The organism is Bacillus sp. mrc49 (assembly GCF_002803435.1).
In genome coordinates, this window is sequence record NZ_PHNG01000689.1 from 28,571 (window position 1) to 52,862 (window position 24,292).

Sequence of the window (24,292 nt, forward strand, 5' to 3'; positions counted from 1 at the left end):
TCATGGCTCTAGACTGCAGCCTTAGCTGTCGCTTTTCACCTTCACTTTGGATAAAACGGCATTCACAAAGCTGCTTGATTGATCATCACCGAATTTCTTAGCAATTTCAATAGCTTCATTCATTGCGACACTTACAGGAACATCTTCACTGTGAACCATTTCATAAATCGCGATTCTCAGTAAATTCCGATCAATGTTCGCTAATCTTTCCAGCGTCCAGTTCTCTAAATTGTCCCTGATCATTCCATCAAGCTGTTCTCGATTTTCCGTAATCCCCATGACTAATTTCTTGAAATATTCATCAGTAGGAGCGCCATCCAATACGCTTTCCATTGCTTCTTCGGCACCCGACTTGGCAATATCAATCTGATATAGTGCTTGAAGGGATTTTTCACGGGCTACTCTTCTTTTCATAATCTTACTCCTTTAACATCTACTATTATATATGAAAACGCCAGAACAAACGAACATTAAATAACTTTTTTTCAAAAACATTAAGATTTACAGCGTATTCTTCCGTATTTCAGCTGTTTTTCACAAAATCAAAGGAGAAAAAGGCATACTCACCTTGATCAACCTATCATCCCACGATCTTTTCCAGCAAGAAAACACGATTCAATCCCTTTGAATGTGTCAAAAAAAAGTGCTTGCCTGGCTTTCATGCTCATATTTCACCTTTTACACAATAACAGAAATCACCCTTGAATTAAAGGGAAACTTCCAGGCACCGCCTTATTATGTTCATTTACCGTAATATTATCAGTCCAGCCCGGATGAATAGCGATGCAATCATTGAGCCGGCATCCAAACAAACAAAAACCCGGCTTTTTGCCGGGTTTCTGCAGGTGTGGATCGAATGGTGCCACTTACACTTCTTGTTCGTAATCCGCTTCTTGTTTCGCGTTTTCAAATGCTATGCCAACAACATGGATGTTCACTTCACCAGCATCGATGGCCGTCATGTTCAACAAGGCTTCACGAATGTTGTCTTGCACTTCTTGGGCAACTTTCGGAATTGAAACACCAAATTTCATGACGCAATATAGTTCGACTTTGATCGATTCTCCCGTCAAGTCCACTTTAACACCCTTACCGTGGTTCTTTTTACCAAGCTTTTCAACTACACCAGTAGCGAAATTACCGCGCATATGTGCAACACCTTCAACTTCCGATGCAGCAATGCCCGCAATTACCTCTATCACCTCAGGTGCAATCTCCACTTTGCCCAGTCCACTATTAAAATCATTCATTTCGAGTAATTGGCCTTCCATTTCACTCATTCAAAAGCACCTCCTGTCTTCCTTTACATTATGAGTTCATTACATCATATATTTCAAGGAATTTGGTATTAAATTCTCCCGATACGAATTGTTCATGCTGAAGCAACTTAATATGGAACGGAATGGTTGTGCTGATTCCTTCAATGACAAACTCACCTAAAGCGCGCTTCATTTTCTCGATCGCTTCTTCTCTTGTCGGTGCATGGACAATCAATTTAGCAATCATGGAATCATAATATGGCGGTATCGAGTACCCTGGGTATGCTGCGGAGTCCACCCTTACTCCATACCCTCCTGGAGGTAAATACATGTGTATTTTTCCAGCTGAAGGCATAAAATTCTTTTCTGGGTTTTCCGCATTGATCCGGCATTCGATGGACCAGCCGTCAAACGTTACATCCTCTTGTGAAAGGGATAGTTTATCACCTGAAGCGACCTTGATCTGTTCTTTGATCAAATCCACTCCTGTCACCATTTCCGTGACTGGGTGTTCAACCTGGATACGTGTATTCATTTCCATAAAGTAGTATTTTCTATTCACATAGTCATAAATAAATTCGACGGTTCCGGCTCCTGAATAATTAACCGCAAGAGCCGCCGTAACTGCAGCCTGCCCCATTTCAGCACGTGTTTCACCATCCAGTGCCGGAGATGGAGTTTCTTCAACCAGCTTTTGCAAGCGTCGTTGAATGGAACAGTCACGCTCACCTAAATGGATGGCATTGCCATGGTTATCGGCCATGACTTGAATTTCAACATGACGGAAGTCTTCAATGTATTTCTCAATATAAACACCCGGATTGCCGAAAGCCGTCGCCGCTTCTTGTTGCGTGATGTTAATGCCCTTGATGAGATCTTCTTCGGTCCTTGCGACCCGGATCCCTTTACCGCCGCCGCCGGCAGTGGCTTTGATGATGACTGGGTAGCCCATTTCATTGGCAAGGGCCACTCCCTCGTCCGTATCTTTGATGATGCCTTTGGAACCGGGAACGATCGGAACCCCAGCTTTTCGCATCGTTTCCCTTGCCACGTCTTTTGTTCCCATTTTATTGATCGCTTCAGGGCTAGGACCGATGAATATGATATTGCATTCACGGCAAAGCTCCGCAAAATTCGCATTCTCAGCAAGGAAACCATATCCAGGGTGAATCGCATCCGATCCTGTTTTCTTGGCAGTACTGATGATGTTCGTTGTATTTAAATAACTGTCTTTGGATAGTTTGGGACCGATGCAATAGGCTTCATCGGCAATTTGGACATGTAGTGCTTCTTTGTCAGCTTCCGAATAAACCGCTACAGTCTCAATCCCCAGCTCCTTGCATGCCCGGATGATTCGGACAGCAATCTCGCCTCGATTGGCAATTAATACCTTTTTAATCATTTAGAAACAGCTCCTCATTCCGGCTTTACTAAAAATAATGGTTGACCATATTCTACAAGTTGCCCTTCTTTTACAAGGACTTCAATGATTTCACCGCTAACTTCGGCTTCGATTTCATTGAAGAGTTTCATCGCCTCGACGATGCAGACAATCGAATCCGTAGTCACTTTAGCGCCCGCTTTTACGTATGCCGGAGAATCCGGTGCAGGTGATTGGTAAAATGTCCCTACCATAGGAGATGTGATCTTATGTAAATTTTCCCGTTCAGAGACAGCAGGAGCCGGTGCTGCCGGTTCAACAGCTTTTACCGTCTCAGGAGCAGCGGCAGGCTTAACCTCGACAGCTGCATTGGCTTGAACGGCATCCAGAGAAATTGCCGGCTGGATGGCTGTAACCGTTTCAGTTTTCTTTAATTTAATTTTCGTTCCTTCATTTTCATAAACGAATTCACTTATATTGGATTGATCGACTAGCTTGATGATTTCACGAATTTCTTGCACTTTCATTTTGTGCACCCCTTGTCTAATTTAATATGAGTTTGTGAGGCAATAATATTTTATGTAACATCTTATACCCTCTTATCCTCAGCTTATCTCTATCTTGTCCAATTCTGCAAGATGAAGCCGGTCCTCCATCCGAAAGCGAATTCACTCTACCTGTTTTATAACAGGAATTTCACTTTCCCAAAATATTGTTTCCTGTAGAGAATTGAAAAATTTATGACCAGCTTCTAACATCATACAATATTAGCTTATACAAATTCAATGATAGATTAGTTGCAAGTTGATATCCATACTTCCATTCTACACCCTTATTATAATATTGTGAATTCTTAACCCTTCATTTCCTTGGCATATCCCCGGATATTTCAGCGATTATCCTTCTGGAGTAAAAGTAACACCACTTTAAATTACTATTTTAGAAAAGTATATTCTTTATACCTGGTTGATTTCCCACTATCAAATGGCAAAAAAAAGCTTTTCCTCTAAAATTTACTCCTGATACACTAACGAAAAAAAAGACAAAAAAAAATCCCTTTTTTTATAAAGGGAGACCTTCAAACTAGAGCTGTTGTGTATCAGAGTTTCCTTCTGACTTGAGATTATTTTTCAGGTTGGAAATCGACCACTACATTTTGTGCATCGCTCACTTCTTTGCGGACCAGGCGGATAATGTTGTTGGCTTCTGTTTTAGTTTGTTTATCAGCCTTGACACTCACCTTAACATCCGTACCATCGACGCGAACCAATGCAGCATTATAATCCATGGCCACAATTAAGTTTTCAATGATATTTTCTTTAACCTTCGTTTCACTCAATTGTTCGATTTTAGCATACGCTTCGTCTCTTTCTTCAGCCGAAAGGTCTGTATTGCCCATCTTTTCTGTCAATTCTTCATTCAGCTTTGCGCGTTCATCCTCAATCTGCATCCTTAATGATTCGAATTCATCACCTGATGCTATCGTTACAGATGAACCTTCTGCATTTTTGGACGATTCTTTATTTCCTTTGCTTTCACCTTTTGTCTCAGCTTTGTTGTCTGTTTTCATTTCCGTTTTGTTTTCTGCCTTATTTTCCGCCTTTTCCGCTTGCTCCGTTGCCGTCATATCGGCAGCATTTTCTTCAGGAGCGGTTAAGTAATAGACTGAAAGGACAACGACCAGACTTAGCATAGTCAATAACCAAACCGTTTGCTTTTTTAATAACATGATAATTTTCCCCCTTATTTTTTAGGCATGACAGAAACCCTATGACTCGGTACATCAAGTGATCGTGTGACAGCTTCGACGATCCACTTTTTGATTTGAATGTTTTCGGCTCCTTTAGCGACTACAAGGACTCCCCTTACAATAGGTTTCTTTGTTTCGGAAATGATCGGCCCTTCTTTTTCGCCGCTTTTGACCAAAACTAGTTGTTCATCCACCGATGTATCCTCGACCGTCCTTTTGCCGCCTTCCTGATCGGTTTCTTGCGTGACCTGCTTTTGGGTGACTTTATTTCTTTCATATACTTTTTTCTCGGATGCATCCACGTAGATCACGACTTTTACATCCTTGACTCCCGTTATTGATTCCAACGCTTCCTTCATTTCATTTTGAAGGTATATTTCATAATCCTTCGTGTTCTTGAATTCGGATTGATTTTTCTGACCGAATGTTTCGACATCATCCTTTTCTTCTTGCTTGTTATTGAATACCGTCTTCACGTCGGATGTTTGTCCCGTCTGGTTGGTGGTTAACAGATTACCTGCCATCATGATTCCCGCTCCCAAAAGGACAACGATTAAAGCATAGACATACAGGGAAGGTTTTTTTTCCTTCGGCTCTTTTTGGTCAGGATCCTTATTCAATAGTTTTTGCAGCCAGGATAATGGACCTTTGTCTTTGTTCAATACTTAAGTCACTTCCTTTCCCCGGCGATTTCAATGATCTCTTTATCGACAGACCAACTTGTTGCCAGAAAACTTTTGACCGCATCCAGATTGGCATCGTTCGAAGGTGATGGCCTCTCTGCGTTAATATCGATTTTTGCAACAGCCTCTATCGAAGTGTCTTCTTTCCCTTCTGCCTTTTCCAAAGATATGTTGATATTTTGCAAATCTTCCACGCTTGGTTTTTCCTCATTCTTGACGGCAACATCAATCGCACTGATCTTCATGTTATAATCCTTCATCAGCTCCTCTTCCACATCTGCCTTTAAGTCAACAGCCATTTGTTTTAAAATATATGCACCCTGGGTAGCTTGTATTTCTTTTTTCTTCATTTCTGTCAAATTTCCCAAATCTTTTTTTTTCTGATTTTCGAATTCGCTCGTCGCGGCAGATAATATTTCATCGAAATCCTTATTGAATAACCCCAATATAGGAGTGATGATGATCGCAATCAATAATAGTCCGATGACCATTTTGGCATATTTCTGCAATGCTGAATTGGGAAGAAGCATATCGATTACTGTGGCAAGCAGAACGAACACGATGATATTGGATACCCAGCCAGCTAAAAAACTCACCAAGCCCCCTCCTTTCTAACGAACCATCAGGGTAATGTTTCCAGAGGCGATGATTACCGTGATACTTAAAAAGAACATGAGTGATACGATCGCCAATGCAGCAAAAATATAAATCATGCTTTTACTGATGATGTCGAGGCATTTTATTACCGGGCCGCCGCCAAGCGGCTGCAAAAGACTGGCTGCCAGTTTATAGACAAATGAAATCATCAGGATCTTTATCGCTGGAAAGGTCGTAATGAGCAGCAATATGATGACGCCCGATAAGCCCACCGTATTTTTCAGAAGGACGGAGGCACTGATGACCGTATCCGTTGCATCAGTGAACATGCGCCCGATTACTGGTATGAAGTTACCTGTCACGAATTTGGCCGTTCTGATCGTAACCCCGTCCGCTACAGCGGAGGATGCCCCTTGAACGGAAATGACGCCAAGGAATATGGTCATGAACGCTCCAAGGATGCCGATGGCAAAGTTACGGAGAAGCTGGGCGAGCTGAGTTACTTTGTAATGTTCGGTCAGCGTGCTGACGATGCTCAAAATCGCTGCAAAGAATAATAAGGGGAGGACGATGAATTGCACCAGGATGCCGCTCGTGTTCATTAAAAACATTAAGACCGGATGGAAGAAGGCAGCTGACACAAGCCCGCCCGACGCAGCTATCAAAGCCAAAAGAAGCGGGATGAGCGCCATCAAAAAGGAAATCATCAAATCTATCGTGTCTTTTGTATATTCGATCGCCACATGAAAACTGTTGAGCGCCAGAATGATAAGCACCATATAAACGATTGCATAAGCGACCTTACTCACAGAACTTTGCTCAAACGCATTCTGCAAATTCTGCAAAAACATGCTGAAAACGGTTAACAGGATAAGTGACCCCAGCAGCTTGCCGTTGACGAGCAGCTCATGAAAAACGAACTTTGTGATGCCCTTTAGCCACTGGTCAAAGGAGAATTTCTTATCCCCGCTTACAAAATCCATGAAACTCCCTTTCTGGCTTTCCGGTAAGAATCCACCATATTCCGTGACAATGTCATCCCAATATTGTTTAAGCTCATCGACCCCCAGTCTTTCTATTTGGGCTTGTACCAGTTCGGACTGCATGATCGGCTCTTGAACGCTTTCTGCATTTTCAGGATTTTCGGCAGCTTGTCCAATAGATGTATGCAAAAAAAAGAGTAAAATGAATAGGATCGATAAGTAAGGCATCCGCTGCTTCATACATTCACCTCATTGACTAGTAGGAATAATCCATTAACTCGGGAGCATCTGAATGATCGTTTCGATAATGACCGTCAATATTGGAATTGCCATCGCCAGGATCAGGATTTTTCCGCTCAATTCTATTTTTGAAGCGAGCGAGCCCTGCCCGGCATCTTTCGTAATTTGCGATGCGAACTCGGCAATATAGGCAATTCCGATTATTTTTAAGATGGTCTCCAGATAGACCGTATTTACATTGGCATTAACTGCGATTTTCTCTAACATTAAAATGATCTCGTATATTTTATCTGCCAGAAAAAGAAAAATGGAGCACCCTACAAAAACGATAAGCAGGAATGCCAAATTTGGTTTTTGCTCCTTGACGATCAAGGCCAGAAAGGTGGCAACCAGGGCAATGGCTACGATTTTTATGATTTCAATCGCCAATCCCCCCTTACTGAAATAGGAATACAGATTTAATTTTTTGGAATAAGTCCTCCACTACAGATGCGACCATGAATAAAATATAGATGAATCCGAAAAGTGTCACCCACTGGGCATACTCCTTCTTCCCAACCTGGTCGAGTATCGTATGAAGAAATGCTACAACAAGCCCCACACCCGCTATTTTAAATATGATGTCCACATCAATGCCCATTTTCATTCCCCCCACATAAACTACATCAGCAAAATGATCAATAACAATCCGGTTAGAAAACCAAGACTTTTCATCATTTTTTCATATTTCCCCTGTCGTTCGAGCGCATCGCTCTCTTCCCGTTCCAAATGTGCCATCGTCAGCATGATCTGTTTTTGTTGATGATGCCTATCGCTTTTCCCAAGCGTCTCCCCGAACTGTGAAAGGATTTCGAACTCCCCCTGCTTCAAGGCCAGGGATTTCCATATTTTCTTCAAGCTCTCATCCCATGCTTCCTTGACGGTGGTCTCACCTGACTTGAGCCGATTGGCGAATGTTTCGAAAAAGTTGGATAATGGATTTGTCAGCTGCTTGGAAAGCTTCCTTGCCGCTTCTTGCAAAGGTGTATGTCCATACATGATTTCCGCTTCAAGCGATTGCATCGCGACTTTAAGTTGTCTCAGCTGCCGCGGCCTCAAACTCAATTTTTTGGCAGCCTCGAAACCTGCCCATGTGGTGGCTATGATGATGATCGCTGCACCAACCAACTTAAACATGTGGTTTCACACTTTCACCAGAGAAAATAGGGACCCCAGCTGCATCGAGGATTTTGTAGCTTCGCGTCCCGGCTTTCGTTCTTCGTAATTCGATAAAACGTTCAAAGATGTTTTGTTTTAATATCTCTGCGATGAAGGGCCGCTTCTTCATTTCTTCCAATGTATGTCCATGTGTTGTTATCATGAGTTTAATGCCCGCATTCACCGCTTCGAGAACTGCCTGGGTATCTTCTGCTCGCCCTATTTCATCCACGACCAATACATCCGGTGACATCGAACGGATCATCATCATCATTCCTTCCGCTTTGGGACATCCATCGAGGACATCCAGCCTTGTTCCAAATTCAAGCTGCGGCACCCCATGAACGCATCCTGCTATTTCCGAGCGCTCGTCCACAATACCCACCTTTTGCGGCGCTATGCCCCTCTTTTCATTTCCACTGGATATCATTCTTGCAATATCCCGCAACACCGTCGTTTTTCCTGTTTGCGGAGCACCGATCAATAATGTATGCTGCCATTCCCCATTATATAAATATGGAGTAAGCGGCTCAGCCACACCGACTTTCTCACGGGCAATCCGGATATTGAATGAGGAAATATCCCTTATTGCCTTGACCGCTCCATTCTCCAGAATGACCTTTCCGGCAAGGCCGACTCGATGGCCTCCAGCGATGGTTATATAGCCTCGCTTCAATTCTTCCTCAAGCGTATACAACGAAAATTGACCTATTTGGTTCAATAATTGATCTGCATCCGTTTTGGAAACGGCATACGAAAAGAAGAAAGGTTCACCACCAATAATGACCTCAAGCGGTCTTCCGATCCGTATTCGCAGCTCTTCCATTTTTTCTATCATCATCGGTGTCATACCCTGGAGCTGCTCGTATAGGGTTTTCGGTAAAAAAGAAAGAATCGTTTCCATTTTGACAATCCTCCTGTATACACCACTTTCAATAAAATATATGCCGGTCGGTCGTTATTGATGCCAAGCTATTAAAGAAACTGGCCATTTATCGAAGGTTTATGGACCTTGCTAAAAAAGCAACAAAAGGCCGAGACATCTATCTCTGCCATCGCCATCGTCAAATGCGATAATAATTGAGCTTTTTTGTACTTTACGTAAAAACAAAAATTACATCCTGCTGCACGCCAGTTTTGGTAAATCTGTATTTAGACCGTTTCATTGCACTGCGGGCGATCCGTGAGCACCCGCAGGCTTTGCTCCTACAGAGTTTCACGAAGACAGGCATTCACCGCGGGAGTGTCGCACGCACACCCGCTTTCCTCCACTTTGCGTGAAAACGAGGATGTCATCCCGACAGTCCACATGTAGCTAGCGGGAAAAGGTACAAAAAGCAGGGCAAACGCAGTATTTTTATGAGAAATCGTCTCGAATTCGATGCAAAGCCCAAAACTGGAGAGTACAGTGGTTAAACTCGCGAGGAACTGTAGATTAGATCGTTGCCTTCCCTCAGGACTCTCGCTTCCCGCTCGATTCAACTTGGTTTTAACAACTTTTCTCCCTGAATTTTTTATTCATTAAGAGAAGAGTAAAAGAAGAGTGCAAAAGAAAAGCATACCTGAGTCGGGTTGCTATAAGGGGATCAAAAAGGTAAGCGAAGGTTCAAAGGGGAATATTAAAAGGGGTTCGGAAATTTAATTCCGAACCCCTTTTCTCTATAAATGAAAGACCGAGATAGGAATCTCGGCCTTCTAGCCATTATGCGCGTGATACGTATGAACCTTCGTTCGTATTGATCAATAATTTGTCACCTTGGTTGATGAAGAATGGTACTTGAACGGATAGGCCTGTCTCAAGCACAGCTGATTTCGTTCCGCCTGAAGATGTATCGCCTTTAATTCCAGGCTCAGTTTCCGCAACTTCAAGTTCCACTGTATTCGGAAGCTCAACTCCAAGCGTTTCGGCTTGGAAGGTCATGATATGCACTTCCATATTTTCTTTAAGGAATTTCAATTCGCGCTCGATGCTCGAAGCAGGCAGCTCGATTTGGTCATATGTTTCGTTATCCATGAATACATGGCTATCGCCGCTTGCATAAAGGTACTGCATTTTGCGGTTTTCGATATGTGCCTTTGCAACTTTCTCACCGGCACGGAATGTTTTCTCTTGGATGGAACCTGTACGGAGATTGCGAAGCTTAGAACGTACAAAGGCTGCACCTTTTCCAGGTTTAACATGTTGGAACTCGATAACCTGCCAAATTCCGTTATCTACCTCAATCGTAACACCCGTGCGAAAATCGTTTACAGAAATCATAAATTTGTCCTCCTACATGTACATGTTTACAGAATGATTAACTCTTTCGTTGAATGAGTAAGTGCTTCGTTACCGTCAATTGTAACGATTGTATCATCTTCAATCCGTACCCCGCCAACGCCCGGCAAGTAAATGCCCGGTTCAACGGTTACGGCCATACCTGGTTCCAAAATGATATCAGACCTTAAGGATAATGCTGGGCCTTCATGAACTTCAAGACCGATTCCATGTCCGGTCGAATGTCCAAAATACTGCCCGAATCCCTTTTCTTCAATTAAGTTACGAGTTAGTGCATCCGCTTCCCTGCCCGTCATGCCAGGTTTGATCCCAGCCATTCCGCGCAGCTGCGCTTCTAAAACAATGTCATAAATGTTAATAAGTTCTTCACTCGGCTTGCCAACTGCTAATGTCCGAGTTATATCAGACACATACCCGTGATAGTATGCTCCGTAATCCAATGTGACAAAATCGCCTTTTTCAATGATTTTATCCGTAGCCACTCCATGGGGAAGTGCCGACCTCTTGCCGGATGCCACAATTATATCAAAGGAAGAAGAAGTTGCCCCCTGTTTCCTCATGAAGAATTCAAGTTCATTGGATACATCCAATTCCGAAATTCCTGGACGGATGAAATCGAGGATATGTGTATAGGCAGCATCGGCAATAGCAGCCGCTTCCTTTAATATCTTAATCTCTGATGAAGTCTTTATCAAGCGTAAATTCTCAATAACTCCAGACACAGGCGTAAGTTTGGCTTCAACAGCTGCTTCGTATGTCTTGTAAGTTGCAAAAGAGAGATGCTCCTGTTCGAAACCGAGCGTGCCGATATTCATTTCTTTAGCCTGCTTACCGACTTCTTCGATTATGGTCCCTTTGTGCTGAACGATTTCATAATCCGTTGCCTGCTTGCCCGCTTGCTCCACGTAGCGGAAATCAGTGATGAATTTAGCTTCTTTCTGGGAAATCAGTACGACACCTGCGCTCCCCGTAAAATTAGTCATATATCGGCGGTTATATGTACTGGTGATCAAAAAGCCATCAATGCCCGCCTTTTCCATTGAAGCTCTTAAGCTAATAAGTTTATTCATTCAATTTCTCCCCTTTGCAATCTTTGTGATCGCCTGCAATGCCAATTCATATCCGTGTATCCCCAAGCCGACAATCTGTCCCGCCGTAACGGGTGCGGTCACCGATTCATGCCGAAAGCTTTCACGGGCATGGATGTTCGAAATATGCACTTCCACAACCGGAACATCAATTCCGGCAATTGCATCACGAATCGCATAGCTATAATGAGTAAAAGCACCAGGATTAATGATAATCCCGTCGATTCCATGATCCTCTGACCAATGGAGCTTATCGATGATAGCTCCTTCATGGTTTGATTGAAAAGAAGACAATTCCACATGCATCCCTTCAGCTTGCAGTTGTAAAATGGCTTCCACATCCGCAAGCGTAGAGGATCCATAATGCGCCGGCTCCCGCTTCCCTAACCGATTTAAATTCGGACCATTGATTAATAAGATTTTTGTCATCATCCAACACCTGCTCATACATAAAAGAATGCTTACCATCAACATTCTACCATAATTGCAAATTGTCTTACTACTTTTTTACAACTAAGTTGCCTTCAGCTTTCCTGCTGCTTCTGGGCGGTGTTTTTATCGCGTATATATTCCTGATGATCGTATGATATAGAATATCCTACAAAAAGTCCGTATAAAATAAAAATGCAGGCACTTGTTATGATCGTATTCGTCGACATTTTCGAAAAGGATGGCAGGTCGGAGAACATCGGCTTTAAAACGAAGACCAACAAAGCCCAGCAAACCCCTCCAAAAATAATCCCTGTAAAAAAGCTCTTCATCCTTTTAAAAAAGCCATAGTATATCAATGCAATCACCACGGATAGGATTCCAAAAATGATGATGGTCATGACTGCACCTAACCAGTGATCGATCCAGCTCATATTCGACCAAGAAGTAAGAATGAATCTCGGACTGAAATCCATGAAATTGACATAGTGCGCAATCATGCCGGCAAGACTGGCTGCCGCACCGCCAACAAAACCGATGATTAATGCGTTATATAGTAGCATACTTTGATTTTCCTGTTGTTTTTGTCCATGTTCATTAGTAGACATACCAACACCTCCGCTTGTAGTATGCCCTTTGTTATATAGAACTATTTTTTTTTATTGTTAAGGAGGAGAATCACTAGAGGTTTTTCGATTTATTCTGTATGATTAAATCATAAATAATGGACATTCAACAAAGGAATATATGTACCCTCTGTTGAAGTTTATATTGTACACAGGATGCTTCTTCCCGTGATTCAACATTCATAAAGCGTTGCAGGGATTAAAAGCGCAATTCCCCTCAGGAATTCGCCTCAACCCTTGTAATGCTTGATAATAAACATGTTAGCACCCATGAGAGAGCTACGTGAATAACTATTAGGTTGGTGTAGAAATGTCTGAGATCCAAAAACCCGTTTATGGAGGGCAGGCTGTTGTGGAAGGCGTCATGTTCGGCGGCAAACATCACACAGTCACTGCGGTCCGCCGCAAGGATTCAACGATCGCTTATTATCATTTACCGCGTGAATCGAAGCCTGCTGTAAAGCTTATGAAAAAAATACCGTTTCTGCGGGGGATCGTATCATTGATCCAATCCAGTGCTACCGGCTCGAAACATCTGAACTTTTCCACAGAACAGTATGAAGAAGAAGACGGGGAAAAACAGGTCGAAACGAAAAAAGAAACGAAAGAACCTTCTAAATTAAGTCTTTGGCTAGGTGTTGCCGTGATCGGTGTCATCTCCTTCCTATTCGGGAAATTGCTTTTCACTTTGATTCCTGTCTTCCTCGCAAAATTGACAGAACCCATTTTCAGTGGCCAGACGGCTCAGGTGTTAGTGGAAAGCTTGTTCAAGCTGATCTTATTGCTCGTATATATTTATGTAGTCTCCTTGACGCCCTTGATCAAGCGAGTCTTTCAATATCACGGAGCTGAGCATAAGGTGATCAATTGCTTCGAAAGCGGAAAAGAATTGACTGTGGCAAATGTGCAGGCAAGTTCCCGCCTTCATTATCGCTGTGGCAGCAGTTTCATTTTATTTACTGTCATTGTAGGAATGTTTGTCTATTTTTTCGTACCAATCGATCCGTTATGGGTTCGTGTCGTGAATCGCATTTTGCTTATCCCCGTCGTGCTAGGCATTGCCTTCGAGGTATTGCAGGCAACGAACAAATTAAAGGATATTCCTATTCTGCGCTACCTTGGTTACCCTGGACTTTGGCTTCAGTTATTAACGACCAAGGCTCCTACCGATGATCAAGTGGAAGTCGCATTGGCATCCTTCCACGAATTGTTAAGAATGGAAAAAGAAACTGAAAAAGGTTTAGATTCGGATGTTATTGTGTAAAAAACTATACACAATTAAATCATGAAATAACATATACTACCTAAGGGAATGATCTTCATTTTTTTGAAATATTTTATATGAAGAATGTTTAAAATAAGCCAAAAATGCTTATGATGCTCTTAAGGAGGTGTCTTTGTTGAAACGTTTCATATCTTTCATGATATACGGAATCATCGCCCTCGGAGTCCTCGGATTATTGAGCCGACTATTTAATGACCCGATTGGCTTTTTCAGGAACATTCTCATAATAGCCATTGTCGTAGGGATTATTTATATGATCTATACCGGATTAACAAAGGGTAAACCAGTGAAAAAAGAGCAGCAGGCATTCCGGAAGGCTGCCCGCCAATCGAAAAAGAGGCTGAAAAGCCGAACGTCGAAAAAAGATAATGTGGCTAGCTTTTCTGCAGCAAAATCTTCAAAGAAAATAAAAGTGAGAAAGAAAACGGATAGCCATCTTACCGTCATCGAAGGAAAAAAGAACAAAAAGAAAAACCGGGCTTCTTTTTAAGAGCCAGGTTGAGTTTGTAGACAAAGGGGTTCGGAATTATTCCGAACCCCTTTTGAATTCCCCTCCTGAAAACAAGAAATCCACATTGCATCTGCGACAGTGATTTGCCTGTCATAGTCATTTCTTACAATTCCCAATCCAAAACCGTTGCGGTCTGCGGCCGCGTGAAATGAATGGGCATGCATCTTTCCCACACCCTTCAGAATCTGCTGTACTTCTTTCATTCTGGAACGGCCCTACAGTACGAAACATAAAAAAAACTGCAGACGAAACTCCATTATCAGCGAGTTTGACTGCAGTACCCGGCTTCTTTTTAAAGAACCGGATTTTTCATTAATAGGACCAGTGCTTTAGGAATTCTTTCGTACGCTCTCGGCCCCGATTGATCAATTCAACCTTCTTTTCATCATTCAGATTGAAATCCATGGCGGAAATCCCCTTCATGGGGATAAAAACAATATTCTGGACATGCTTTTTGGAAATGTAACGAGCATCATGGGCATCTTTCATCGTCTTGAACAGGGCGGAAAACAATTCAACCGCATTGTCCACCTCATGCGGTTTCCATATCTCATCGACACTTAGGCGCAAGCCTATGACCGGCCTTTCCTTCCTAACCTGATCAGAATTGAATAACCACATGGGAAAATTACTCAACACACCTCCATCAACAAATAGGAAAGTGCTCTTCCCTGCGTCAAGCTTGACGGGCTCAAAGAAATAAGGAATGCTGCAGCTCATCCTTACTGCCTTGGCCACCGGAAATGTAAATGGATCGAATCCATAGTTCGGCAAATCATCAGGCAATACAACCAATTTTCCATGCGTGATATCAGATGTAATGATACGGAGGGAATTCGGCCGAACATCCTTAAAGGTGACCACCCCCCTTTCGGAAAGCTTTCCTGCAATCCATGCCTCCATCGCATCACCTTTATAGAGCCCCAGTTTCCAATATACCAGGAGCCATTTGGCGAGCGGAATGGGCAAAAGTCCCCGCCTTTTATCCAGGAGACTGCTTAAATCTATATCAAAAAAAAGCTTTTCCATTTCTTTTCCGGTATATCCAGCAGCCACGAAAGCAGCTATTATCGAACCTGCACTTGTACCGGCTGTCCTATGAAAAACAAATCCCCGATCCTCCAATTCCTGCAGGGCCCCCACTAAACCATAGCCTTTAATCCCGCCTCCGGAAAAAACGCCGTCAATAATCATAGCTGCCCTCCCCTAATCCGGTCTTTACATTTTTAAGCGGGGTTAGGGCGAATTATGACAATTTTATCTGGAAAATTCCTTCATCACGTAAAATACTGAATTTCCGCTTTAGGGAAAAATTCAGCTATATACCCGCGGATGGTCGTCTCCAGTTCGGCGGCTTCTTCGTTTTGATAAACATATTTCCCGATCCCATATCGCCCCCATTTATACTTGCGCTTTGATTCATCCAGTTCCAATTTCGTTTTTGGGTAGTTTTTTTGGATAACTTTTTTAGCCGGGCCTGTAAACCGATGCTGGATCAGTTCAAACGTCAAGTCAGGGATATCCACGCCTTCCAACGCCACACTTAATCGTTCGAATAATTCATGATAGCCTTCCTTCCACCCTTCATGACGATAAATCGGGGCAACGATGAACCCGAGCGGATATCCCGCGCCTGCCACTTTGCGAGCTGCCTCCATTCTTTCCTCGAAGGTGGAGGTTCCGGGTTCAAAATTTTTAATCACATAACGGGAATTGATGCTGAACCGAAATCTTGTTTTTCCGTTATGCTCTGCATCCAAAAGGTGATCGACGTGATGGAATTTGGTTACGAATCTGAGAACCCCATATTCACTCTTTCCAAAATATTCGATGGCCCGTTTTAATGAATGCGTCAAATGATCGATGCCGACGATATCGGATGTACAAGCAGCCTCAAACCGGGTGATTTCAGGCTTTCTCTCTTCGATATACTTTTCTGCTGCCTCGAAGATTTCATCAAGATTCACATAAGTCCTAATATAAGGTTTTGATCCAAGTGTTGTCTGCAAATAACAATAATGGCAATGTCCCATACATCCAGTGGCAAGCGGGATCGCATATTCAGCAGAGGGCTTGGAGGTATCGAATTTCAATGTTTTTCTGATCCCTACCACGAGCGTCGATTTGGCTACACGATATTTCTGCAAATCATTTTCTCCTGGAAGGTCCCTGATTTGGTTGTGTGAGGTTGTCTCACGGATTTCAACATTCATATCCTCGAATTTCTTTTTCAATTCCCTGCCCAGCGGATATTCCAAAGCCTTAGGTTCGATGTAAACTAACTGTGGGATAAATGGTTTCATATCGTTCTCCATTCTTTTAGTCCTGTTCAGTCCTTACCTTGAACAAAACAATTTAATTGATACAGATAGCTTTTCTTTATTCTGTTATCCTCATGATTGTTTTTAGTTGGAAATTAAAATGAAGGTGGCCTAGGGAAAGGAAAATGACCATCTATATCCCTTCAGGGGCTGAGGCAATGTTCATGGAATGCAAAAAGAAGACCAAATCACATACTTCGGTCTTCTTCTTCATATTAGAAAAATAAAAATTGAACACATGATAGGTTACATGCTGAGAAAAAAAGCCGTTAAGGTTGAAGAGCACCTTAACGGCTTATCAGCTAGCTTAGAGTCCGCATTTCAATTGTGCGCCGCAATTGGTGCAAGTGTTACAGCCGCCCATTTCCTGAACTTCGCCTTTACGGCAAACAGGACAGGTGTTGCCAACTTCCGATCCAATCGTAACATTCGTCGAACGCAGTTCATTTATCGTATCGACCAATACGACTTTTTTCTTTACTTCCACATCTGTCAATTCGTCCATTTCAAGCTGCTCGTCCATTTGGTTTTCTTCCGCTTTTAGCGTAAGGACCTGACTGTCACGGCTGCCATCTACATACACGGTACCGCCCTTTGCTCCGCCTTTGTATAGACGTTCATATACTTTTTCGACTTGCTCGACCGTATATCCCTTTGGTGCATTGACCGTTTTACTGATTGAGCTGTCAATCCAGCGTTGAATGATGCATTGAACATCAGCATGAGCTTCAGGTGCTAATTCCATCGCGGAAATGAACCATTTTGGAAGCTCTTCCGTGGCAGCTTCCGGATGGCGATCCAGGTATTCCTGGACGATATCGGCCTTCACTTCAATGAATTTACCGAGACGCCCGCTGCGGAAATAAGTGAAGGAGAAATACGGTTCTAACCCCGTTGATACTCCGACCATCGTTCCTGTGCTTCCTGTAGGCGCCACTGTCAATAAATGAGAGTTCCGGATACCATGCGCAGCAACACTTTCCCTGATATCTGCCGGCATCTTTTCCATGAATCCGGTTTGAGTGAAACGTGCTCTAAGCTCATCTGTTTCTTCATCGGTAGTACCAATCAGGAACGGGAAGCTACCTTTTTCTTTCGCTAGTTCCACGGAAGCCCTGTAAGCTGTAGTCGCAATCGTTTCAAATACCTTGTCGACGAGGAGATTTCCTTCCTCCGAGCCGTATTCCGTTTCACAGTAAATTAACAGATCATGCAGACCCATGACACCAAGGCCTACCCGTCTCTCGCCAAGGGCTTGTTTTTTGTTTTCATCCAAGAAATAAGGAGTGGCGTCAATGACATTGTCCTGCATGCGCACACCGACTTCCACCGTTACTTTAAGCTTCTCGAAATCGACGGTTTTATTGTCTTTATCAGCCATTTCAGCCAGATTGACAGCCGCAAGGTTACATACTGAATATGGGGCCAATGGCTGTTCTCCACATGGATTCGTGGCAACGACCTGTTGACCATAAGCCTTCGCATTTGTCATTTCATTGGCATTATCGATGAAGAAAATGCCGGGTTCAGCAGAATATGTCGCACAAATGTTAATCAAGTTCCAAAGTTCTTTAGCGCGGATTTTACGGTAGACCCGGACTTTATGACCCATTTTCTCCCATTCACGAACATCGCCGACTTTATGCCATTCTTCATTATATACTGCCATTTCTTCGGAATTATAGCTTTCCACGTCAGGGAAGCGTAATTCATACTCTTCGTCTCGTTCTGCCGCTTCCATGAATTCCTTCGTCAAACAGATCGAAATGTTGGCGCCCGTAAGAAAATCAGGATTATGAACGCTGTAGGTTCCGCCCGTACGGAGTTTGTCCTCTGCATCTTTAATCATTTTCTCGTTAAACCCGCCTAGGCCAGGAATCTCTTTATAATTGATGATACCTTGATACATGGCCATTTCCTGTTCGGTATGCGCAGTGAACTTCAGCTTATCGGTCGCATATTTCTTGATGGCTTCATCTTTCGTGTTTTCCACCAGGTAACGAAGGATCCGTGGATTTTGCATTTTAGAAATGATGAATTCCGCAATATCGGGGTGCCAATCAGCAAGCATGATCATTTGTGCACCGCGTCTGCTGCCGCCCTGCTCAACAAGATGTGTCAATTTCGCAATATCATCAAGCCATGAAACCGAACCAGAGGATTTTCCATTGACCCCTTTTGCCAGTGTGTTTCTTGGACGAAGTGTCGAACCGTTCGTTCCTACTCCGCCTCCGCGGCTCATGATCTCCATCACCTGTTTCCGATGCTCGGAAATGCCTTCACGCGAATCCGGTACGAAAGGCATTACGTAGCAGTTGAAATACGTAACGTCCGTATTGGAACCTGCACCATATAATACGCGTCCTGCTGGTACGAAATTAAGGTTTTTCAATTCTTGATAGAATTTATTGAACCATTCCGTCCTTTTTTCTTCCGTTGTTTCAACTGAAGCCAGTCCCGTTGCATTACGTTTCGCGATTTGCTCATAAAATATTTCTAACGGCTTTTCAATGATATCCAGCGGGCGGTTTACGATCCCCGTCTCCACTTCTTCCGGATTATCCAATACGCCGCGGAATTCATCGTCCACCAATACCTTGGCTTTTTTCGTTTCCCAATCTATTTCAACGATGTAGCCGAGACCCCTTGCCGGGAATTTCGGATCTTCCTTAATTGTCAGCACCACAAAATCGCCTGCCGAGAGCGTGATTTTTTCAGTATCCTTAAAAGAATAGCGGTCAAGCATGACTAGACGGGATACACCCTTATGCGTCATTTTCATATCAGCGGTTACGGGGTGAACCTGGGGAAATAAAGAAATATCCTTATTCAACCTTTCTAGATCAACCTTTAGAGCATCTTTTATTACAACCGACATAATTCCCTCTCCTTTATCTGTTTCAAAATCCGTCCTTGCTGACGCAAAAATCTATATGTAGCCTTACATGTCCGTTTCGCTTAAACAAGTACTATAAATTTATCATAGCGAAACTCAAATATCAACATATAGTGTACCATTAAATATTCCAACCACTATATATTGTGTTTTTTTAGTTAACTTTTTATTTTGTCAAACGATGAATCAATTAATATAGTTAGCAAAAGGGAGGAAAATGTCGATTTACAATAATTTTTCATCAGATTTCAATTAATTTGAGCCTTGCTTTTTTTCCATTCCTTTAAGGTCTTATCCCATCAAGGAAAAGCCTATTTGGTCAAACAAATCTGAAAAAACTTTTTTATTATCCAAGCCCATCATACCTTTTTCATCTCATGAAATTCCATTCATCGCTTTCATATTTACTTTCTGCGATGGCCTTCACTTCCAGCATTTGCTTTTCAGAGAGCGTGTATGGCTCTAAATCAATGGACAATCCTTCTGCAAACCCTTTTTCGAAAGCAACTTTCGCTTCCGGTATGCCGATTTTCCTACCAGCAATGTCATTTATCGCCACTGCTTTATTTTTCAGGTTTTTTTGCATTCTTTCTTTAACCCTGTCATTGGAAAATTTAAATACACTAAACAGTTTTTCATCATCAAGTTCAAGTAATATTGCACCGTGCTGAAGGATGACTCCCTTTTGCCTCGTTTGTGCGCTGCCGGCAACCTTCCTGCCCTCCACGACAAGTTCATACCAGCTTGGGGCATCGAAGCAGACGGAGGACTTCGGCGCCTTTAATGCCGCTTTCTCCAGATCGGTTCGAGGCACTGCAAAGTAAGCATCCAAGCCCAGGTTCCTAAACCCCATTAATATGCCTTCTGAAATAACCCGATATGCTTCGGTGACAGTGCTCGGCATGCCTGGATAGGATTCCGGCACGATTACGCTATATGTCAATTCATGTTCATGCAGGACCGCCCGTCCCCCGGTTGGTCTGCGCACAAATCCAAGACCTTGCCGTTTGACTTCCTCAATATCGATTTCCGCTTTTGCCTTCTGGAAATAACCAATCGACAATGTCGCCGGATCCCATCCGTAAAAGCGTATGATGGGAGGAATCTCCCCCTTGCTTTGCCAGTTCAACAGTGCTTCGTCCAACGCCATATTAAAGGCTGGTGAACAATATCCTGAATCTATAAATCCCCATTTTTCTTTCATCATCCTTACCCCTCATTTCAAATAGACTTTATCTCGGTAAGTCCGTCATCCCCATAAAAAACTCACATGTAGTAGTTTAACAGACTTTATCCCTCTAAAAAAGGAAGTGCCATTGAGATTGATGCCGAAATTGCTGAAAATTCTTTTTGATTATTGGGTAAAGCAATTATATAATAAGGATTGTCTGTAATCGTTAAGGTAGAAGGGAGTTTTTATGCTTGGAAATATTATATACACTGCTCATCATCTTAGGAGCGGTTATTGTGTATTCACTTTTTAATTGGTACCGCCAGCGTAAAATCGTTAAAACATTGACACAAGACGAATTTATCGCCAACTACAGAAAAGTGCAGCTAATCGACGTGCGGGAACCGAATGAATTTGATAATGGTCATATCTTAGGAGCACGGAACATCCCAATGACGCAAATGAAAACCCGATTGGTGGAGATTAGGCAGGACAAGCCCGTATACTTGTATGCCCAAAGCGAAATCATCAGCGGAAGAGCTGCGGCCATGCTATACAAAAAAGGGTACAGGGAACTTTATCACCTAAAAGGCGGTTTCAAAATGTGGACCGGGAAAATCAAAGCAAAAAAATAGGCCCCGAGTTTTTGCGTGGGTCAGCCTCGCTTTGCGGTTCACTCGAATGAACATGCACGCATGGACAGGATGAATGCTTCGCAAGATACATAAACAAGAAAAAATCCCCGCCATGCTGGCTGGGATTTCTTCTTGTGCTTACAGGCCTTAAAGGCTACGCTTGGTGGCGCAAAACTGGCTTTCTCGCAGCTAGTGTTTCATCAAGCCGCTTTATGACGGTAGTGTGCGGAGCTTCCTGAACGACTTCCGGAGTTTCTTCCGCTTCCTTGGCAATCTGGATCATTGCATCAATGAAAGCATCGAGGGTTTCCTTCGACTCCGTTTCAGTCGGTTCGATCATCATTCCTTCCTCCACATTCAACGGGAAGTATATGGTTGGGGGATGGTAACCGAAGTCCAACAGCCTTTTCGCTATGTCGAGCGTCCTTACTCCCAATTGCTTTTGCCGGCGACCGCTCAATACGAATTCATGCTTGCAATGGCGATTATATGGCAAATCGAAATATGGTTCCAGCCTTCGCATCATATAATTTGCATTGATGACAGCATTTTCGGTGACGGCTTTCAGACCATCGGGACCCATGGAGCGAATGTACGTATATGCCCTCACGTTTATTCCGAAATTCCCGTAATATGGCTTCACCCTTCCAATCGATTGCGGGCGATCATAATCCAAGGTGAACCGCTCATCCTTTTTGACCACAAGCGGCTTCGGCAAGAAGGGAATCAAATCCGCTTTCACCCCGACAGGGCCAGAACCAGGGCCTCCGCCCCCATGTGGGCCCGTGAAGGTTTTATGAAGATTCAAGTGGACCACATCAAAGCCCATGTCACCAGGGCGAGCCTTGGATAGCACAGCATTCAGATTGGCGCCATCGTAGTAGAGCTTCCCGCCGGCATCATGAACAAGCTGTGCCATTTCCAAAATGTTCTCCTCGAATAATCCAAGCGTATTGGGATTCGTCAGCATCAAAGCTGCCGTATCCGCTCCTACCACTCTCTTTAGATCTTCAAGGTCAACTAGCCCATTTTCATCCGATTTCACCGTAATCGTCTCAAGACCTGCAACCGTGGCAGATGCCGGATTCGTACCATGTGCCGAATCCGGGACGATTACCTTCGTCCGTGCTGTATCGCCATTGGCCTCGTGGAAGGCCCGGATCATCATCAACCCGGTCCATTCACCGTGGGCACCTGCGGCAGGCTGCAAAGTCACTTGATCCATCCCTGTGATTTCCGTTAAATGCTCCTGCAAATCAAATAACAGCTCCAGGGCTCCCTGGACGGTAGACGGATCTTGATATGGATGGATGTGGGCAAACCCGTTATAACGCGCCACATTTTCATTGATTTTCGGATTATATTTCATCGTGCATGATCCTAGCGGGTAAAACCCTGAATCCACGCCATGATTACGCTTGGAGAGGGCTGTATAGTGACGCATGATATCCAGCTCCGACACTTCGGGAAGCGCCGCTTCTTCTGTACGGATATACCCGTTTGGAAGAATTTCTTCAAGAGGAATAGCTTCCACATCCATTTCCGGCAGGCTGTATCCGATGCGTCCGGGTGTACTGATTTCAAAAATGAGTGATTGATCTTGGTTATTCATGTTGATCCCCCAATTCCTGCGCAAATGCATCGATTTCTTCTTTCGTTCTAAGTTCAGTTACGGCGACAAGCATATGACCATTCAGTTCAGGATAAACGGAGCCTAAATCGAAGCCGCCGATCATTCCTTTTTCGAATAGGTTCTTATTGACTTCCGAGAATGGAGCAGGAAGTTTGATCACGAATTCATTGAATGATGGACCATCGAACACAATCTCTATTCCTTTTTGCATGAATGCTTTTTTCGCATAATGCGCCTTTTGAATATTTTGCACAGCCATTTCCTTGACACCCTTTTTTCCAAGGGCGGTCATCGCAACGGAAGCCGCTAGTGCATTCAACGCTTGGTTGGAGCATATGTTGGAGGTTGCCTTATCACGGCGTATATGCTGCTCGCGAGCTTGCAGCGTCAGCACGAAGCCTCTTTTGCCATCTTCGTCAACCGTTTGACCGACGAGCCGGCCAGGCACTTTTCGCACCAGTTTATTCGTGACGGCAAAATAGCCACAATGAGGTCCGCCAAATGCTGCTGGGATTCCGAAGGGCTGTGCATCTCCGGTTACGATATCGGCACCAAGCGAGCCTGGCGATGCCAAAGCTCCCAATGCAAGAGGATTACTGGACACGATAAACATGGACTTGGCATTATGAATGATTTCTTCCATTTCTTTCAAAGGCTCGATGCGGCCAAAAAAGTTTGGATATTGGATGATCACACCAGCGATGTCCTCTGTGACCATTTCCTTTAAAGCGGCCACATCGGTCACGCCGTCTTTATAAGGTATTTCGATCACTTCCACGCGTTGTCCCTTCGCATATGTCTTGACCACTTCTCTTGATTCAGGATGTACCGCTCCTGAAATGAGAATTTTCTTCCGGCGTGTCTGACCAGAAGCAAGCATGGCAGCTTCAGCCAGTGCCGTCCCCCCGTCATACATCGAGGAGTTAGCCACATCCATACCCGTCAACTCACAAACCATGGTTTGATACTCAAAGATGGCTTGAAGCTCTCCTTGTGAAATTTCTGGCTGGTAAGGTGTGTACGCGGTATAAAATTCCGAACGGGAAAGAACATGATCGACGATGACCGGTGCATAATGGTCATATACACCCGCTCCTAGGAAAGAAGCATAGTTTTTAAGATCCGCGTTCCTGGAAGCAAGCCTCGCTAATTCCTTCATTAAGGCCGGTTCCGATTTAGCTGGTTTGATATCATATTCTCCTTGAAAGCGAACACTTTCAGGGATATCTTTGAAAAGTTCTTCAACCGTGGGTACCCCTATCACTTGCAGCATGTCCTGTTGATCTTGTTCTGTCATGGGTAAATAACGATGTTTCATCTAATGACCAT

The 24,292-nt window shown here is 43.6% G+C and carries 25 protein-coding genes; 3 read left to right on the forward strand and 22 right to left on the reverse strand.

Annotation, left to right across the window (positions count from 1 at the left end):
- Positions 1-21: 21 nt before the first annotated feature.
- From nusB to CVN76_RS13205, 16 genes are all read right to left on the reverse strand, one after another.
- A complete protein-coding gene (nusB, locus tag CVN76_RS13130) occupies positions 22-414 on the reverse strand; it encodes a transcription antitermination factor NusB (protein WP_061144407.1) in 393 nt (130 codons plus the stop codon).
- Between the two features lie 452 nt (positions 415-866).
- Positions 867-1,271 carry an Asp23/Gls24 family envelope stress response protein gene (locus tag CVN76_RS13135; RefSeq protein ID WP_397252445.1) on the reverse strand — a complete coding sequence of 135 codons (405 nt, stop codon included), beginning with the start codon at positions 1,269-1,271 and terminating at the stop codon, positions 867-869.
- Between the two features lie 37 nt (positions 1,272-1,308).
- Entirely contained in the window at positions 1,309-2,661 is a 1,353-nt protein-coding gene (accC, locus tag CVN76_RS13140; protein WP_100531626.1) for an acetyl-CoA carboxylase biotin carboxylase subunit, read from the reverse strand.
- A gap of 14 nt (positions 2,662-2,675) precedes the next feature.
- Entirely contained in the window at positions 2,676-3,167 is a 492-nt protein-coding gene (accB, locus tag CVN76_RS13145; RefSeq protein ID WP_100531627.1) for an acetyl-CoA carboxylase biotin carboxyl carrier protein, read from the reverse strand.
- A gap of 596 nt (positions 3,168-3,763) precedes the next feature.
- Entirely contained in the window at positions 3,764-4,369 is a 606-nt protein-coding gene (locus tag CVN76_RS13150) for a SpoIIIAH-like family protein (protein WP_100531628.1), read from the reverse strand.
- Positions 4,370-4,383: 14 nt separating this feature from the next.
- A complete protein-coding gene (spoIIIAG, locus tag CVN76_RS13155) occupies positions 4,384-5,052 on the reverse strand; it encodes a stage III sporulation protein AG (protein WP_061144412.1) in 669 nt (222 codons plus the stop codon).
- 8 nt (positions 5,053-5,060) lie between these two features.
- Positions 5,061-5,669 (reverse strand): stage III sporulation protein AF, encoded by a 609-nt coding sequence (gene spoIIIAF / locus CVN76_RS13160; RefSeq protein ID WP_061144413.1) that lies wholly within the window; start codon positions 5,667-5,669, stop codon positions 5,061-5,063.
- 15 nt (positions 5,670-5,684) lie between these two features.
- Complete coding sequence (gene spoIIIAE / locus CVN76_RS13165) at positions 5,685-6,893, reverse strand: stage III sporulation protein AE (RefSeq protein ID WP_100531629.1); 1,209 nt, start codon at positions 6,891-6,893, stop codon at positions 5,685-5,687.
- Positions 6,894-6,926: 33 nt separating this feature from the next.
- Entirely contained in the window at positions 6,927-7,322 is a 396-nt protein-coding gene (gene spoIIIAD, locus CVN76_RS13170; protein WP_100531630.1) for a stage III sporulation protein AD, read from the reverse strand.
- 7 nt (positions 7,323-7,329) lie between these two features.
- Complete coding sequence (spoIIIAC, locus tag CVN76_RS13175; protein ID WP_034308319.1) at positions 7,330-7,533, reverse strand: stage III sporulation protein AC; 204 nt, start codon at positions 7,531-7,533, stop codon at positions 7,330-7,332.
- 20 nt (positions 7,534-7,553) lie between these two features.
- Complete coding sequence (gene spoIIIAB, locus CVN76_RS13180; RefSeq protein ID WP_061144415.1) at positions 7,554-8,069, reverse strand: stage III sporulation protein SpoIIIAB; 516 nt, start codon at positions 8,067-8,069, stop codon at positions 7,554-7,556.
- Positions 8,062-8,994 carry a stage III sporulation protein AA gene (spoIIIAA, locus tag CVN76_RS13185; protein ID WP_100531631.1) on the reverse strand — a complete coding sequence of 311 codons (933 nt, stop codon included), beginning with the start codon at positions 8,992-8,994 and terminating at the stop codon, positions 8,062-8,064. The genes spoIIIAB and spoIIIAA overlap by 8 nt, the downstream gene beginning before the upstream one ends.
- A 798-nt stretch (positions 8,995-9,792) precedes the next feature.
- Complete coding sequence (efp, locus tag CVN76_RS13190; protein WP_034308328.1) at positions 9,793-10,350, reverse strand: elongation factor P; 558 nt, start codon at positions 10,348-10,350, stop codon at positions 9,793-9,795.
- A 26-nt stretch (positions 10,351-10,376) separates the two neighbouring features.
- On the reverse strand, positions 10,377-11,438 hold the full coding sequence (locus CVN76_RS13195; RefSeq protein ID WP_100531632.1) for a M24 family metallopeptidase: 1,062 nt from the start codon (positions 11,436-11,438) through the stop codon (positions 10,377-10,379).
- A complete protein-coding gene (gene aroQ, locus CVN76_RS13200; RefSeq protein ID WP_061142017.1) occupies positions 11,439-11,885 on the reverse strand; it encodes a type II 3-dehydroquinate dehydratase in 447 nt (148 codons plus the stop codon).
- Positions 11,886-11,980: 95 nt separating this feature from the next.
- Positions 11,981-12,493, reverse strand: coding sequence for a YqhR family membrane protein (locus CVN76_RS13205; RefSeq protein WP_100531633.1), 513 nt, complete (start codon positions 12,491-12,493; stop codon positions 11,981-11,983).
- A gap of 328 nt (positions 12,494-12,821) precedes the next feature.
- Here CVN76_RS13205 and CVN76_RS13210 point away from each other — a divergent pair, with 328 nt between their 5' ends.
- Together CVN76_RS13210 and CVN76_RS13215 are read left to right on the forward strand one after the other, a co-directional pair.
- Positions 12,822-13,775 carry a DUF1385 domain-containing protein gene (locus CVN76_RS13210; RefSeq protein WP_100531634.1) on the forward strand — a complete coding sequence of 318 codons (954 nt, stop codon included), beginning with the start codon at positions 12,822-12,824 and terminating at the stop codon, positions 13,773-13,775.
- 136 nt (positions 13,776-13,911) lie between these two features.
- Positions 13,912-14,286, forward strand: coding sequence for an SA1362 family protein (locus CVN76_RS13215; RefSeq protein ID WP_100531635.1), 375 nt, complete (start codon positions 13,912-13,914; stop codon positions 14,284-14,286).
- 333 nt (positions 14,287-14,619) lie between these two features.
- Here CVN76_RS13215 and CVN76_RS13225 read toward each other — a convergent pair whose 3' ends face one another.
- The 4 genes from CVN76_RS13225 to CVN76_RS13240 form a co-directional block, all read right to left on the reverse strand.
- The gene (locus tag CVN76_RS13225; RefSeq protein ID WP_100531637.1) at positions 14,620-15,501 is read right to left on the reverse strand and encodes a patatin-like phospholipase family protein; all 882 of its coding nucleotides are present in this window, start codon (positions 15,499-15,501) and stop codon (positions 14,620-14,622) included.
- 83 nt (positions 15,502-15,584) lie between these two features.
- A complete protein-coding gene (gene splB, locus CVN76_RS13230) occupies positions 15,585-16,610 on the reverse strand; it encodes a spore photoproduct lyase (RefSeq protein WP_061142012.1) in 1,026 nt (341 codons plus the stop codon).
- Between the two features lie 325 nt (positions 16,611-16,935).
- Entirely contained in the window at positions 16,936-19,506 is a 2,571-nt protein-coding gene (locus CVN76_RS13235) for a vitamin B12-dependent ribonucleotide reductase (protein ID WP_100531638.1), read from the reverse strand.
- 388 nt (positions 19,507-19,894) lie between these two features.
- Positions 19,895-20,731 carry a lipoate--protein ligase family protein gene (locus tag CVN76_RS13240; protein ID WP_100531639.1) on the reverse strand — a complete coding sequence of 279 codons (837 nt, stop codon included), beginning with the start codon at positions 20,729-20,731 and terminating at the stop codon, positions 19,895-19,897.
- Positions 20,732-20,946: 215 nt separating this feature from the next.
- Here CVN76_RS13240 and CVN76_RS13245 point away from each other — a divergent pair, with 215 nt between their 5' ends.
- Positions 20,947-21,330 (forward strand): rhodanese-like domain-containing protein, encoded by a 384-nt coding sequence (locus CVN76_RS13245; RefSeq protein ID WP_061142009.1) that lies wholly within the window; start codon positions 20,947-20,949, stop codon positions 21,328-21,330.
- A gap of 154 nt (positions 21,331-21,484) precedes the next feature.
- On the opposite strand, the gene gcvPB is transcribed toward CVN76_RS13245, so the two are convergent.
- Both gcvPB and gcvPA read right to left on the reverse strand, forming a co-directional pair.
- Positions 21,485-22,942 carry an aminomethyl-transferring glycine dehydrogenase subunit GcvPB gene (gene gcvPB / locus CVN76_RS13250; RefSeq protein WP_100531640.1) on the reverse strand — a complete coding sequence of 486 codons (1,458 nt, stop codon included), beginning with the start codon at positions 22,940-22,942 and terminating at the stop codon, positions 21,485-21,487.
- On the reverse strand, positions 22,935-24,281 hold the full coding sequence (gene gcvPA, locus CVN76_RS13255) for an aminomethyl-transferring glycine dehydrogenase subunit GcvPA (RefSeq protein WP_100531641.1): 1,347 nt from the start codon (positions 24,279-24,281) through the stop codon (positions 22,935-22,937). Before gcvPA ends, gcvPB begins: the two co-directional genes overlap by 8 nt.
- Positions 24,282-24,292: the final 11 nt, after the last annotated feature.

What these genes read in the sequence shown, in the direction of transcription:
- CVN76_RS13150 (WP_100531628.1), bottom strand. Translation starts at nt 4,369, where the DNA reads ATGTTATTAAAAAAGCAAACGGTTTGGTTATTGACTATGCTAAGTCTG.
- gcvPB (WP_100531640.1), bottom strand. Translation starts at nt 22,942, where the DNA reads ATGAATAACCAAGATCAATCACTCATTTTTGAAATCAGTACACCCGGA.
- spoIIIAB (WP_061144415.1), bottom strand. Translation starts at nt 8,069, where the DNA reads ATGTTTAAGTTGGTTGGTGCAGCGATCATCATCATAGCCACCACATGG.
- spoIIIAA (WP_100531631.1), bottom strand. Translation starts at nt 8,994, where the DNA reads ATGGAAACGATTCTTTCTTTTTTACCGAAAACCCTATACGAGCAGCTC.
- CVN76_RS13240 (WP_100531639.1), bottom strand. Translation starts at nt 20,731, where the DNA reads ATGATGAAAGAAAAATGGGGATTTATAGATTCAGGATATTGTTCACCA.
- CVN76_RS13195 (WP_100531632.1), bottom strand. Translation starts at nt 11,438, where the DNA reads ATGAATAAACTTATTAGCTTAAGAGCTTCAATGGAAAAGGCGGGCATT.
- gcvPA (WP_100531641.1), bottom strand. Translation starts at nt 24,281, where the DNA reads ATGAAACATCGTTATTTACCCATGACAGAACAAGATCAACAGGACATG.
- CVN76_RS13135 (WP_397252445.1), bottom strand. Translation starts at nt 1,271, where the DNA reads ATGGAAGGCCAATTACTCGAAATGAATGATTTTAATAGTGGACTGGGC.
- nusB (WP_061144407.1), bottom strand. Translation starts at nt 414, where the DNA reads ATGAAAAGAAGAGTAGCCCGTGAAAAATCCCTTCAAGCACTATATCAG.
- CVN76_RS13210 (WP_100531634.1), top strand. Translation starts at nt 12,822, where the DNA reads ATGTCTGAGATCCAAAAACCCGTTTATGGAGGGCAGGCTGTTGTGGAA.
- splB (WP_061142012.1), bottom strand. Translation starts at nt 16,610, where the DNA reads ATGAAACCATTTATCCCACAGTTAGTTTACATCGAACCTAAGGCTTTG.
- CVN76_RS13225 (WP_100531637.1), bottom strand. Translation starts at nt 15,501, where the DNA reads ATGATTATTGACGGCGTTTTTTCCGGAGGCGGGATTAAAGGCTATGGT.
- aroQ (WP_061142017.1), bottom strand. Translation starts at nt 11,885, where the DNA reads ATGACAAAAATCTTATTAATCAATGGTCCGAATTTAAATCGGTTAGGG.
- CVN76_RS13235 (WP_100531638.1), bottom strand. Translation starts at nt 19,506, where the DNA reads ATGTCGGTTGTAATAAAAGATGCTCTAAAGGTTGATCTAGAAAGGTTG.
- spoIIIAC (WP_034308319.1), bottom strand. Translation starts at nt 7,533, where the DNA reads ATGGGCATTGATGTGGACATCATATTTAAAATAGCGGGTGTGGGGCTT.
- efp (WP_034308328.1), bottom strand. Translation starts at nt 10,350, where the DNA reads ATGATTTCTGTAAACGATTTTCGCACGGGTGTTACGATTGAGGTAGAT.
- CVN76_RS13205 (WP_100531633.1), bottom strand. Translation starts at nt 12,493, where the DNA reads ATGTCTACTAATGAACATGGACAAAAACAACAGGAAAATCAAAGTATG.
- accC (WP_100531626.1), bottom strand. Translation starts at nt 2,661, where the DNA reads ATGATTAAAAAGGTATTAATTGCCAATCGAGGCGAGATTGCTGTCCGA.
- accB (WP_100531627.1), bottom strand. Translation starts at nt 3,167, where the DNA reads ATGAAAGTGCAAGAAATTCGTGAAATCATCAAGCTAGTCGATCAATCC.
- spoIIIAE (WP_100531629.1), bottom strand. Translation starts at nt 6,893, where the DNA reads ATGAAGCAGCGGATGCCTTACTTATCGATCCTATTCATTTTACTCTTT.